At 61.2% G+C, this 13,349-nt stretch carries 10 protein-coding genes; 6 read left to right on the top strand and 4 right to left on the bottom strand.

From position 1 onward, the window contains the following. The first annotated feature begins 130 nt into the window (after positions 1–130). From VFZ66_25665 to VFZ66_25650, 4 genes are all read left to right on the top strand, one after another. On the top strand, positions 131–1,570 hold the full coding sequence (locus tag VFZ66_25665) for an extracellular solute-binding protein (protein ID HEX6292599.1): 1,440 nt from the start codon (positions 131–133) through the stop codon (positions 1,568–1,570). Positions 1,571–1,654: 84 nt separating this feature from the next. Beyond that, entirely contained in the window at positions 1,655–2,623 is a 969-nt protein-coding gene (locus tag VFZ66_25660; GenBank protein ID HEX6292598.1) for a sugar ABC transporter permease, read from the top strand. A gap of 10 nt (positions 2,624–2,633) precedes the next feature. Beyond that, the gene (locus tag VFZ66_25655; protein HEX6292597.1) at positions 2,634–3,533 is read left to right on the top strand and encodes a sugar ABC transporter permease; all 900 of its coding nucleotides are present in this window, start codon (positions 2,634–2,636) and stop codon (positions 3,531–3,533) included. A gap of 172 nt (positions 3,534–3,705) precedes the next feature. After that, positions 3,706–5,502 (top strand): alpha-amylase family glycosyl hydrolase, encoded by a 1,797-nt coding sequence (locus VFZ66_25650; protein ID HEX6292596.1) that lies wholly within the window; start codon positions 3,706–3,708, stop codon positions 5,500–5,502. A gap of 153 nt (positions 5,503–5,655) precedes the next feature. On the opposite strand, the gene VFZ66_25645 is transcribed toward VFZ66_25650, so the two are convergent. Both VFZ66_25645 and VFZ66_25640 read right to left on the bottom strand, forming a co-directional pair. Next, entirely contained in the window at positions 5,656–6,891 is a 1,236-nt protein-coding gene (locus tag VFZ66_25645; GenBank protein ID HEX6292595.1) for a cytochrome P450, read from the bottom strand. 432 nt (positions 6,892–7,323) lie between these two features. Then, on the bottom strand, positions 7,324–8,502 hold the full coding sequence (locus VFZ66_25640) for a class I SAM-dependent rRNA methyltransferase (protein HEX6292594.1): 1,179 nt from the start codon (positions 8,500–8,502) through the stop codon (positions 7,324–7,326). A 197-nt stretch (positions 8,503–8,699) separates the two neighbouring features. Between VFZ66_25640 and VFZ66_25635 the strand changes: the two genes are divergently transcribed. After that, positions 8,700–9,773 carry a winged helix DNA-binding domain-containing protein gene (locus VFZ66_25635; GenBank protein ID HEX6292593.1) on the top strand — a complete coding sequence of 358 codons (1,074 nt, stop codon included), beginning with the start codon at positions 8,700–8,702 and terminating at the stop codon, positions 9,771–9,773. 14 nt (positions 9,774–9,787) lie between these two features. Here VFZ66_25635 and VFZ66_25630 read toward each other — a convergent pair whose 3' ends face one another. Together VFZ66_25630 and VFZ66_25625 are read right to left on the bottom strand one after the other, a co-directional pair. Further along, entirely contained in the window at positions 9,788–10,096 is a 309-nt protein-coding gene (locus VFZ66_25630; protein HEX6292592.1) for a putative quinol monooxygenase, read from the bottom strand. Positions 10,097–10,465: 369 nt separating this feature from the next. Next, positions 10,466–10,801 (bottom strand): DUF6693 family protein, encoded by a 336-nt coding sequence (locus VFZ66_25625; protein ID HEX6292591.1) that lies wholly within the window; start codon positions 10,799–10,801, stop codon positions 10,466–10,468. A 1,185-nt stretch (positions 10,802–11,986) separates the two neighbouring features. On the opposite strand from VFZ66_25625, the gene VFZ66_25620 reads away from it, so the two are divergent. Beyond that, positions 11,987–13,312: a glycosyltransferase family 2 protein gene (locus VFZ66_25620; GenBank protein HEX6292590.1), complete on the top strand. Its 1,326-nt coding sequence runs from the start codon at positions 11,987–11,989 to the stop codon at positions 13,310–13,312. Positions 13,313–13,349: the final 37 nt, after the last annotated feature.

Below are 13,349 nucleotides of genomic sequence, written 5' to 3'. Positions count from 1 at the left end.
ATGGATTATCCCTCGCAGTTTCACAACCGTATGCTCAATAGAAGAAGGAGGGTGCCAGCGCTGACTGTAAATCTTCGAGCATCGTTCGCGTCGGAATCTAGGATTTGATTCGCTAAGGAGAAACGATCCCATGAAGCGTATTGCTTCTTTGATCCTGTTGATTATGCTCGCCTCGATCCTGGCCGCGTGCGGGGGCGGCGAGGGCGCAGCACCAAGCGCAACCACCGGTGGCACGTCCGAGTCGCCCGCCGCGTCGGCATCGCCCGCCGCGTCGGCATCGCCCGCCGCCTCAGCGGAAGCGTCCCCATCACCAGAAGCCTCTGCTTCAGCCGAAGCATCCGCATCACCAGAAGCATCGCCATCCGAGGCCGCCGCAGAATCGCCAGCCGCCTCGGCTGCGCCGACGTCGGTTTCGCTCGGCTCCGGCGGCCAGAAGGTCGTAATCTGGCACCAGTGGGGCGGCAGCTACCTGGAGGCGATCACAGCTGAGCTGGGCAAGTACGCCACGGCCAACAACGTCACGCTTGAGCTGCTCAACGTGCCCGACCTGAACCAGAAGGTCAATGTCGCGGTGCCAGCCGGCCAGGGTCCCGACATTATCGCGTGGGTCAACGACCAGATCGGCAAGAACGCGCTGACCGAGGTGATCCAGCCGCTCGACGACAAGGGCATCGACAAGGCGTATCTTCAGGAGAACTTCATCGAAACGGCGGTGAACGCCATGACCTTCGAGGATCAGATCTGGGGCGTGCCCGAGTCGATGGAGGCGATTGCGCTCTTCTACAACAAGGATCTGGTGCCGGAGGCCGAGCTGCCCAAGAACACCGACGAGCTCTTCCAGAAGGCCGAGGCGTTCAACAAGGCCAACCAGGGTAGCTACTACTTCGTCTATCAGGCGCGCAGCGCCAACGGCGAGCCGTACTTCAATGCTCCGTGGTGGTACGGCTACGGCGCGCAGTACGTCGCCGAAGACGGCACGGTCGGCCTGGACACGCCTGAGAGCATCAAGGCTGGTACCTTCTTCCAGAAGTTCTCGTCGATCATGCCCAAAGAGGTCGATGCCGACGTGGCGCGCTCGCTCTTCACCGAGGGCAAGGCCGCGATCTGGCTGACCGGCCCGTGGGCAACTGCGGACGTGCAGAAGGCGAACATCAACTTCGGCGTCGCGCCGATCCCGACGATCAGCGAAACCGGCCAGCCCGCGAGGCCGTTCGTCGGCGTCAAGACGATGATGCTGGCGGCGGGCGCGAAGAACGAAGAGGCCGCGATTGCGCTGATGAAGCACTACGGCGGCGCCGAGTTCCAGGGCGCGCTGGCCGAGGCCAACAAGCAGGTGCCAGCGAACAAGGCCGCTCAGGAGCAGGTCAAGGACGATCCGATCATCGCCGCGTTCATTCAGCAGACCGCGAACGGCGTGCCGCTGCCGAACACGCCGTACATGGACGCGCTGTGGGGTCCGGCTGGCGAGGCGCAGAACGCGATCTGGACCGGCAATCAGCCGGTCGAGGAGGCTCTCAAGGCTGCCGCCGAGTCGGCTCGCGAGAAAGTTGCCACGATTAAGGGCGAGTAACGCAGAAGGGTCGGTAGGCGGCGATCGAGGAGCCGGGTTCTTGCTCCTCGATCACCGCCTTTTGTATCAGGAAGGGCAACCGCAATGGCTGTTCAAACGCCCGTAAAACCAGCCGTGGCCGGGCGAGGCGGCGATCCGTTTGCGCGCGGGATGGATCTTGGCCGAACGACGCTCTACATCGGGCCTGCGCTGATCGGCATCTTTCTCCTGAGCGTGGTGCCGATCATCTATACGATGTATATCTCGCTCACCAATCGGAACGGCGCGTTTCGCCTGCGCCGCTATCAAGTCGTCGGCTTCGACAACTACGAGAAGCTGCTCGGCAGCATCGACGGCAGCTTTTATATCGTGATGGGCCGCACCTTTCTGTTTACGATCGTGTGCGTCTTGCTCTTTTTAGCGGTCGGCCTGTTCCTGGCGCTGATCCTCAACAGCGAGTCGGTGCGTGGTAAAGGCATCTGGCGCGTGCTGCTGATCGTGCCCTGGGCGGTGCCCTCGTATGTCACGGCGCTGATCTGGAAGTTCTTCTATAACCAGGAGTTCGGCACGATCAATAACTCGCTGCGTGCCTTTGGCCTGCCCGCCGATATTCCCTGGCTGCAAAACCCGACGCTGGCGTTTATCGCCGTGGTGATCGTCAACCTGTGGCTGAGCTATCCCTTCTTTATGATGATCATCCTCGGCGCGCTGCAATCGATCCCGCGCGAGATCTACGAGGCCGCCGACGTGGACGGCGCGCCCCGCTTCACGCAGCTTTTCCAGCTTACGCTGCCGCTGCTCCGCCCGGCGATCATGCCCGCGATCATCCTCAGCTCGATCACGACGTTCCAGATGTTCAATACGGTCTGGCTGATCACCGAGGGCGGGCCGCAGACCAGGGTGGGCCAGCCCGGCGCGACCGAGTTTGTGATGCTGTATGTGTATAAGCAGGCCTTCCGTCAGAACTTCTTTGCGCTCGGCGCGGCGTTCGGCATGCTGGTCTTCATTCTGTTGTTCTCGCTCGTGCTGATCAACAATCGCATTAATCGGATCACCCAATCCGCATACGACTAGGAGGTCTGCTGTGGCGACTGTCAGTGATGTCACACCGGCGAAACGGTCGCTGCCTGGCGCACGCGCTCGCTCTGGCCGTCGTGCCTCGGTGCTTGAGATGGTGGTGGTCTATGCGATCTTGATTGCCGCCGTGTTCTTTGCGCTCTTTCCGGTCTGGTTTTTGGTAACGGCCTCGGTCCGGCCCGGTCAGACGCTCTTTTCGACCAATCTGGCAACTGCGCTGTGGCCCGACAAGACGACGCTGGGCAACTACCAGTATATGCTGACCAAAACCGATTTTGTCATCTGGGTGCGTAATAGCTTCTATATCGCCACGCTGACGACGATCGCGACGCTGTTTATCGCTACTCCGGCGGCCTATGCCTTCTCGCGCTTCCGCTTTCCGGGCCGCTCCGGTCTGCTGCTGCTCTTCCTGGCGCTGCAATCCTTCCCGGCAGTGATGGCGCTGGTGCCGCTCTATCTGCTGCTGCAACGGCTTGGCATGCTCGACCACACCGGCCTGATCCTGGCCTACTCGGCGGGCGCGCTGGTCTTCAACATCTGGAATACCAAAGGCTACTTCGATACGATCCCGATCGAGCTTGGCGAGGCCGCGCTGATCGACGGCGCATCGCCGACGCAGGCGTTCCTCCGCGTGGTGCTGCCGCTGGCGCGTCCGGTGCTGGCGATCACAGCGCTCTTCAGCTTTCTGGCCGGATGGAACGAGTATATCACCGCTCAGACGATCCTCAACAGCAGCGCGGAGTATACCGCGCCGGTGGGTCTGTTTATTCTCCAGAATGATAAAGCGGTGCCCTGGGGCTACTTCGCCGCCGGGTCGCTGATGGTTTCGGTGCCGGTGATGATTCTGTTCCTGGCGTTGCAGCGCAATCTTGTCTCAGGGCTGACCGTCGGCGGCGTCAAGGGCTAGTGCTAGCGCCGTGAGGCCGGGGGTGTGGGGGTTGGCCCCCATCCTCTCTTTCTCCCTTCGCCTGTCGAAGAACAAAGGAATAAGGTGAGAAGGGAACAAAGGGGGACCAAGGACCAAGAACGAGAGCCAGCGAACTTGAAACGTGGAACTCGGAGCTCGGAACTGGGATGCTATGACGAACAATCCGACAAACGTTACGCAAGATTTTATCTTTGGGACGATGGCGACCGACGATCTGCGGCTGGCGGCGCTTCAGGCTCAGGGGCGCGGCGTGCATCATGGTCACGACATCACGCCCGTCGACCCGGAGCCGGAGCAGCCGGTGCAACTGCGCGTCCGGGTTGGGACGGAGGTCAGCGCCGACGCGGTGACGGCCTACTACACGCTCGACGGCAGCGATCCGACGACCGAGTCGGCGCGGATTGAGCTTGAGCGCGGCGAGGTGCTGTGGGATACGCTGCTGTGGGGCTACCGGCAGGTCTGGCTGGGGATGATCCCGCCGCAGCCTGCGGGGACGCTGGTGCGCTACCGGATCGTGGCGGCGACGCGCACCGGACGCCAGGCGTGGGCCGATCCCGATCCGCTGACCGGCGAGCCGGCCATCTTCGCCTATCATGTCGATCGCGAGCGGGTGCCGGATTGGATTCGCGACGCGGTGATCTACCATGTGTTTGTCGATCGCTTCAATCCCGGCGCTGGCCGAAGCTGGCATGTCGCTCAGTCGCTCGGCGCCATCTGGGGCGGCACGCTGCGGGGCGTGATCGAGAAGCTGCCCTACTTACAGGAGCTAGGCGTTAACTGCCTCTGGCTGTCGCCGGTCTTTCCGTCGCCCACGCACCACGGCTACGACGCGACCGATTATCTGCATGTCGAGCCGCGCCTGGGCACCGACGACGATCTCCGCGAGCTCTTCGCGGCGGCGCATGAGCGCGGCATGCGCGTGCTGCTCGACTATGTTGCCAACCATCTCTCGGACGAGCATCCGGCCTTCCAGCGGGCGATCAGCGATCCCGACGCTCCCGAACGCGCGTGGTTTACCTTCGAGCAGTGGCCCGCTCGGTATCGCTCGTTCTTCGGCGTGAGGTCGATGCCGCAGATTAACAATGAAAGCCCCGGCGCGCGGGACTATATCATCGGCGCGGCCAGGTATTGGCTTGAGCAGGGCGCTGACGGCTTTCGGCTGGACTATGCCAACGGCCCGTCGCACGGCTTCTGGACGCATTTTCGGGCGGCCACGCGCGCCCTCAAGCCCGGCTCGTTTACCGTGGGCGAGATCGTAGAGACGGCTGAGCTACAGCGCTCGTACCAGGGGCGGCTCGACGGCGTGCTCGATTTTCTGCTGCTGCAGCATATGCGCGCGTTTTTCGCCTTCGAGACGATCGATACCAGCGCCTTCGACAGCTTTCTGCGCCGCCATCTGGCCTATTTCCCCGGCGATTTCGTGCTGCCGTCGTTTCTCGACAACCACGATATGAACCGCTTCTTGTGGGTGGTCGGCGGCGACGTGCGACGGCTCAAGCTGGCCGCGCTGTGCCAGTTTACGCTGCCGCATCCGCCGATCATCTACTACGGCACCGAGGTCGGCCTCAACCAGACGCACGATCTGGAGTATCCCGATGGATCGCGGCGCATGGAAGAGGCGCGCGGGCCGATGCTCTGGGGCGCGGAGCAGAACGGCGATGTGTTGCAGTTTTACACGCAGCTGATCGCGCTCCGGCGGCAGCATCCCGCGCTGTGGCGCGGCGCAAGGCGGGCACTGGCCCTGCACGACGCTGGCCTGTATGTCGTGGCGATCGAGAGCGCGGCGGGCAGCGCGATCGTCGCGCTCAATCGAAGCGGCGTCGCGCAGCAGGTCGCGCTGTCCGGCGATCTGCCGCTGGCGCTGCGGACCGAGACGGGCGTCGACTACCAGGGTCAGCAGTTGACTCTGCCGCCGTGCAGCGGCGCGCTGTTCGTGGCTGGCTCGTAACCCGCGCAGACGATCAACGCCAGCAGGAGCGCAGGCAACATGTCGCCTGCGCTCCCGGTGTTTAAACGTTTACAGGGTGCCGGTTAAGCACCCTGCGCCATAGCGGTCGATCAGATTGGCGGCTCAATCGATGAGCCGAGGGAGCGGTATGGTCTAGGCCGCGACCTCCAGCGCCCTGTCTTGTGGCTCGAAGGCCAGCGGCAGGCTGCGCAGGCTGCGGAAGAGGAAGGTCGGCGACCAATCCGGCGTCGCATTGACGAGGCGCAAGTTGGGTAGCCGCTCCAGCAGCGTGGTGAGCGCGACCCCGGCCTCGACGTATGCCAGCGCCATGCCGATGCAAACATGCGCGCCATGGCCGAAGGAAACCGGACGGCTGCCGATCCGGGTAATGTCGAAGCGATCGGGATCGCTAAACTGCTCCGGGTCGCGGTTAGCCGATCCCAGCACCACCGCCACCGTCTGGCCGCGTTTGATCTGCGCGCCGTGGATCTCCATATCTTCGATGGCAATGCGCGCGATCAGCTGGACCGGGCATTCGTAGCGCACCATCTCTTCGAGCGCGCCTTTTATCAGCGACGGGTTGCGCCGCAGCAGCGCCACTTGATCGGGATGGTGCAGCAGCGTCTGCAAGCCGTTGCCGATCAGGTTGCGGGTGGTTTCGTGGCCTGCAAACAGGAAGAGCACGCACTGCGAGAAGATCTCTTCCACGGTCAGCATATCATCGTGATCCTCGACGTTGACGAGCTGGCTGATCAGATCGTCGCCGGGATGCTGACGGCGCTCGGCGACGACATCCTCAAGGTAGGCAATCATCGACAGAATCGCGTTCTGGCCCAGGCAGGCTTCCTCATAGGTTGGATTGGCGCTGCAAATAAAGACCGCCAGTTCGTCGGACCATTGGACGAACTTGGCTTGATCTTCGTTGGCAACGCCGAGGAGCTGCGCGATGACCATCGCGGGGAGCGGATGGGCAAACTGGTGCATCAGCTCGATCTGGCCGGTACCGCCCGACTGATCGATCATGCGGTCGATCAGCGTATTGGTCAGCGTTTGAATATGCGGGCGTAGGTTATCGATCGTGCGTGGCGTGAACGCTTTGCTTAGCCGCCGACGGATATTCATGTGCGGAGCGCCGTCCATGGAAACCATCCACAGATCCATGCAGCGCTGGAGCGGCTGAAGCGTCGCCCGCTCCTCGTCTGAGAAGCATTGCATATAGGCCCCTGAGCGCTCAGCCGACAATCGGGGGTCGCGCAGTAGGGTGAGGACATCATCGTAATGTGGAACGAGCCATGCGCCGCCAAGGTACTCTACCCAATGTATCCTGCCAGTCGCCAGCAACTCCTGGTATGCCGGATACGGATTCGCGATGAAATTGGCGTCAAACATGATGGTTCTCCTTGCCAAACGAACCACAATGCATGTGGTGCTACGGGGGGTGTACGCCAGGGCATCATCCGCGAGGTTGGATGTGCATGTTGCTGCCTTATTCCTCCTTAATGTCCTCGGATGTCCAATTGTCGCACCATTGTCTGCGACTCTTGTACTAACTTAAGTCCTGATTTTGAAAGAACAAATTTCTGGTACTTCACAACCATGCCCTATTCGTCATCAATACCATATGACCGTATCTTTGTTGACTAGACACACATGTTGCTAGAGCGCACGGCTCGGCACGCATGGCTGTGCAGCGGCGGGCGGATAGCGCGAGGCGGCATGGGCGCCGAGTGCCTGGGAACAAGGCGCAGGGGAGCAGGGGAGCAAGGGGACAAGCGGGTTAAACTTTTGTTCTTTGTTCGTTTAGTTCTCCGGCCTGTCGCGCTAGAGCGCAGGTCGGACGCGGCAGAGCATAAACTTGAGGTAGCGGCCTTCGGGGAAGTGGGCAGGCACCAGATGATCGAGCGGCTGTCCCGCATCGTGGAGGATCTGGAGCCGCACGCCCGCGCCCTGAGCGGCATCCGCCAGCATGGCCCGAAAGTGCTCAGGCGATACCTGGCTGGTGCAGCTTGCCGACGCCAGCAGGCCGCCCGGCGCGACACAGCGCAGCGCCAGCTGGTTGAGCCGGGTATAGGCGCGCACGGCGGCATGGGCCTGTCGTTTGGCGGTGGCGAACGATGGCGGATCGAGGATCACCAGATCGAACTGCTGGCCTTCGCGGACATAGCGCTCCAGCAGCGAGAAGCAATCTTCTACCACAAACTCATAGCTGTTGGGATTGAAGCCGTTGAGCGCGAAGTTCACGCGAGCATCCTCGGCGGCGGCGGGCGCAATATCGCAGCTGACGACGCTGGCCGCGCCGCCCCACGCGGCATAGACCGAGAAGCCGCCGGTGTACGAAAAGCAGTTAAGCACATGCCTGCCGTAGCTCCACGCTTCGAGGTAGTGCCGATTCTCGCGATGATCGAGAAAGAGGCCGGTCTTCTGCCCGGCGAAGAGATTGGCGCGGAACTTCAGTCCATGCTCCTCGATCACCAGATCGGGCGGTGGGAGCTGGCCCCACAGCAGCCGGATCTTACCCTCAGTCTCGGCCTCGTCCCGCGCCACGCGCCCGACGATGCCGTCGAGGGGCGCGACCTCACGGAGCGCCGCGACGATCTGCGGCACGAGCGTGCGGACGCTTTCGGCGTAGGTGGCGATCACGGCGTAGCTGCCGTAGAGATCGACGGTAAGGCCCGGCAGGCCATCGCCCTCGCCAAAGATGACGCGGTAGGCGGTCGTCGCGCCCTGACGAATCGGCGCGCGCAATTCCCAGGCCGCCGCGACCTGTGCCGCCAGCCAGTCGGCGTTGGGCACCTGCTGCTGGCTGAAGATCCGCACCGCGATCGGGCTGGTGGCGTCCCACAGCCCGAAGCCGGTCCACGGCCCGCAGGTCAGGCGCACCCAGGTGCCGCTCTCATAGCGCAGCCCCGACGGCAGATGATCGCGGTAGACCCAGGGATGGCCCGCGCTGAGATGTTTCTTGAGATGCAGTGGCAGTTGAATCGTCGGTCGTTTGCTCATAAGCTCCACTCTCGCTCGCGGCCCATTCTAGGCCAGGAGGCGACAATCAGCAAATCAGCGCCCAACGTGCCGTGCGACGATGAGCGCTCGTTCTTCCGTCGATTGCATATCTTACAGTCGTCCATATAATCTTCAGGGTGCGTGGGAACGGCTGGCCTTGCCTGATGACCACGCCTCGGATACGCCAGGAGTACACCATGAACGCATCAGTGATCGCCCTTCAACGACTCGCGTGGCAGCGGCTTTCGCAGCAACCGTTTGATCGCCCGGATGAGGTCGTGGCCTGGCTGGGCGCGGTGCAGGCGCAGGATTATCTGGGCGCGAAATGGGCGCTCGGCCTGCGGATGCGCGATGCGACGGATGAGACGGTCGAGCAGGCTTTTGCCGATGGAACGATCCTGCGCACGCACGTGATGCGTCCGACCTGGCATTTTGTCACGCCCGCAGACATTCGCTGGCTGCTTGAGCTCACGGCTCCGCGCGTCAAGGCCGCGAATGCCTACAGGCATCGTCAGCTCGAACTCGACGATGCACTGATCGATCGCAGTAACGCCGTGATCACCGACACGCTGCGGGGTGGTCAGTTGCGCACCCGCGCGGAGCTTGGCGCGGCGCTGGCAGCCGCCGACATTGCGGCGGAGGGCTCGCGACTCAGCCATATCGTGATGCGTGCCGAGCTGGATGGCATTGTGTGCAGCGGACCCCGGCGCGGCAAGCAGTTCACGTATGCGCTGCTGGATGAGCGCGCGCCTGATGCGCGGAGGTTGCAGCGCGAAGAAGCATTGGCTGAGCTGACACGGCGCTACTATACCGGCCATGGCCCTGCCACCGTCCGCGATTTTACCTGGTGGTCGGGGCTGACTGTGGCCGATGCCAAGGCCGGCCTTGAGCTGGTCGGCGCTGAGCTGGGCCATGCGGTGATCGACGGCCAGAGCTACTACTTCTCGGCGTCGATGTCGCCAGCCGCGCAGCCATCTGATACAGCGTGGCTCCTGCCGACGTATGACGAATTCCTGGTTGGCTTCTCGTCGTTCGACAAATCGCGGAGAGGCGGGCAGGAGATCAGCCCAAAGATCGTGTTCGACGCGACGATCGTGATCGGGGGCCGTGTCGTGGGGACCTGGCGGCGAGCCTTCAAGAAAGATACGGTGGAGATCGAAATCGCGCCGTTTGCCGCGCGCACAGATGCCGAGGACGCCGCGATCGTCGCCGCCGCTCGGAGGTATGGGGATTTTGTCGGAATGCCCGTGCGATGTTCGATCAAAAAATAGATGGCGGGTATCGGCTAGTGATTTGGCGCAGATGCAACGCCGTGACCCCCAACTGGCTCGGTAACGATTCGCTCGCCGAAGCCCGCAATAAGGAGCTTGCCATGTGTTATGGCTTGCTGCACAGCGGGAAGCGCCAGCGACGCCTCGTGGCTGGCCTGACTCTCCCAGACCTCAGTAATCCAAATCGCGTCCGCGTCAGTCGTATCCTTTGCCACGATATAGCTGAGACAGCCGGGCATGCTGGCGACACCTTCAAGCAAGATAGCGATCAATGCGTCCCGCTGTCCAGGCACCGTGATCAGCTTCCCAATCAATCCGTACATCGTCCGTGCTCCATCTGGTAAAGCCCTGCCGGGGGCTGACGTTGTTGGCTACCGCCCGCTGACCGGGAGAAAACGTCGAGTCTCACGCATTATACGGAAACACCGTGAAGCTGCAACACCGCCGAGCGTCGCAGCGCATCTGCCCTCCATGTCAGCAGGCGCGGACGATGGCATGCCAGCAGGCATGAAAAACCGCCGCCCTGATCACGCTGCATGCGGTCGGGTGCAGCATGCTGTCGGACATGAGGAACGATCGCAAGGATGGAACGGCTATCGAAAGGTATGCGCATCGGAGCTATCGTGCCGCGCCAGAGATCAACAACTGCCCGCTTTAGGAGCGGGCAGCCGTATCAACAGAGCGAGATGAAATTATGCCTGTTCCAGGGACGTGTTATTCAAGGCAAAATTCCACACTTTGTAGAGGTAGAAAGGATAGGCCAGGCCGAAGGTGATGACGGTCAATAGCAACCAGAGCAGGATATGACCGATCTGATCGAATACGTTCAAGGTACAATGCAGCCGGGAAATCTTATTATCGCTCGTTTGGATGTAGCAGCGGTTGATTGCCAATTTAGCGAAAGAGTAGGGATAAAACATAAGCGCGATGCCAAACGTAACGATGCCAAGAACGATCCACAACACACAATGTCCAAGAATGCTGGTGACAGAAATATCGGCCTTGATGCGGCCTCCGAGCGGACTCATCGTGGTTCTCCTTGAGTATGGATCTTGGTTGCCGTAGCGGTGCGAGAAAAGGTGCGTGAAGATGTATGGACGTTGATGATAGGCGGATCGCCTGTTTTTGGCAAGGAAACTTAAGTCCTTCGGATGAGTAGCCCTGAGCGACTCGTGTCATCCAAAGCGCGGTGGGTGATGCAGGAGTGCCGCCGTAGCCCCAGGCAAACTGGGCAAAATACGGGGCCTCGCCGCTGTTTGTACGTAGATGTACGTATTGCGAGTTCTACGGCTTAACTCCATCATAATACATACATTTCGGGTTCCACAGCCCGGTACAGTAACGCCGAGGGCGGCGTTAGGTACATCATTCAGTCTTCTAAGGAATAGCCAACCTGTCTAACCGCGTAATGCAGCCGCCCACCCGTGGAGTCGTACGCTGTCATCTTAACTCGTTGAGTGCCGGTGACATCTGAGCACGCCAGATACGAATCACTGATGCATGGTGGGTGTTTTTGCGCACTGGCAGCCGGTTGGTATGACCTCATTGGAGCAGCCGATGTGGTCGTCCAGGCAGGTTGAAGGCACAGCGCTAGAGGGGAGACACCAACCGCGATCTATAGAATAGAGCTGGACAGTATTTGGGGTGCTATTCAGCCGACGACCACACGAGCCAGTTCCGCAGCAGCACGCAAGATCTTGTGCTTAAGGTCGCTGGATCATACCATCTCGCCAATGTTACGATCGGCACTGTACGGCATCTTCCCAGACTCCCAGAGCGATCTACTCTACGTGCATCACCCAGCTTCAGATCAACCAACATCGGTAGCACTGCTCTATCTCACCAGCATGCTTTCCCACCAGTTGTCGACCAGCGAACAGGATGGGGAGGTTTGGCGAGCCACGAGCGTGGGCTGACGCAACTCCGTTGGTTGCAGTAACGTCCATGCGCGAGACTCTATCGCTCAGGGCGATAGCGCTGAACCGCTGCTGCTTCAACCACGGTTTGAGGTCTTTTTTATCTGTTGCACGGTTTCATCCAAGATCATCTCGACCATGTCATCTGCTGTGCCGACTCTTGGTTTCTCTGGCTATCTGCTTTACCGCCTGGCGTGGCGGTGGATCAAAGGAGGCTGAGCATCTTAGGGGCGACAAAGGTATTTGAGGACTCTCCTCAAACATCCAGAACGGCGATCCGTAGCAGCGAGCATCCGTATGAGCAGTGTTCTTACGAGAGGACATGAAATTATGGTACATCCATCGCATCGCATTGACGTGGATGGCGCCTGTGCGGGAGCCTGGGGAGCTGTTCGTGACAAGGCCGATTCGCCCGCAAACCTCCACCTCCCCCCAGCAGTGTCGATCGTGGTACCAACCAGGAACGAGGCAGGCAACATCGAGCCGCTGATCGAGCGTCTTGAGCAGGCGTTGCAGGACGTGCCGTTTGAAGTCGTGTTCATGGACGATAGCGATGACGACACGGTTGGATCGATTGAGGCAATGCAGGAAAAGGCGCGCTGTACGCTCCGTGTGATCCATCGGCCTGTCGGTGAGCGGCAAGACGGGCTTGCGGGTGCCGTGGTGCTGGGCATGACGGTGGCACGAGCGCCGTGGATCTGCGTGATGGATGCCGACCTGCAACATCCGCCTGAGCTGGTGCCGCAGATGCTCGAACGCACCCGCCGGGGCGACATCGATCTGGTGATTGGCAGCCGCTACTGCCAGCAGGGCGACGCGAACGAGTTCAATCGGCTGCGGGCATCGCTCTCACGCGCGTCGACAACGGCTGCGCGCGTGACGTTTCCGAAGCGGCTGCGCGCGGTGAGTGATCCGATGAGCGGCTTTTTTGTTGTGCGCCGCACGGCCCTGAACGTCGATCAGCTCAAACCGTATGGCTTTAAGATCCTGCTGGAGATCCTGGTTCAGACTCCGGAGCTACGCATCGCCGAGGTCGGCTTCCACTTCGGCAGCAGGCATGCGGGCGAAAGTAAAGCGTCGCTCAGGGAAGGGATCAAGTACCTGCGCCATCTCTATCGTCTGCGGGTGAGCGGCGATTCCCTGCGCTTCATGCGGTTCCTGACGGTCGGCATCTCCGGCCTCGTCGTCAATCTGCTGCTGCTGGCGGGCATGACCGAGCTGCTCGGATTGCACTACCTGCTGTCGGCGGTGCTTGCCACCCAGGGATCGACGATCTGGAACTTTGCCCTCACCGAGCACTGGGTCTTCTCCGACCGGCAGCAGACACGCGGACGGGTGCTGCGGCTGGTGTTCTTTTTATTCATGAACAACGCGGCATTTCTGCTGCGCGGCCCGATGATCTACCTGCTGACGGCTGGCCTGGGCATGTACTATCTGCTGTCCAACCTGATCTCGCTGGTCGCCCTGACGATCGTCAGGTACGGCGTGGCCGACAACCTGATCTGGAAGCGCAATAAGCGGTGGCTACCCCAATGGATGAGACCACGAATCGGCGACCTTAAGGTGGATCGTGTCAGCCGATTAGCCGTGAAAATGCACCACCGCTGGTACCCGATAGGCTAAGCTTTGGTGCGGACGCGCCGTATTGTAGAAGGTGAAA

The organism is Herpetosiphonaceae bacterium (genome assembly GCA_036374795.1).
Lineage (GTDB): Bacteria > Chloroflexota > Chloroflexia > Chloroflexales > Kallotenuaceae > LB3-1.
This window is presented reverse-complemented; position numbering and strand designations above follow the sequence as displayed.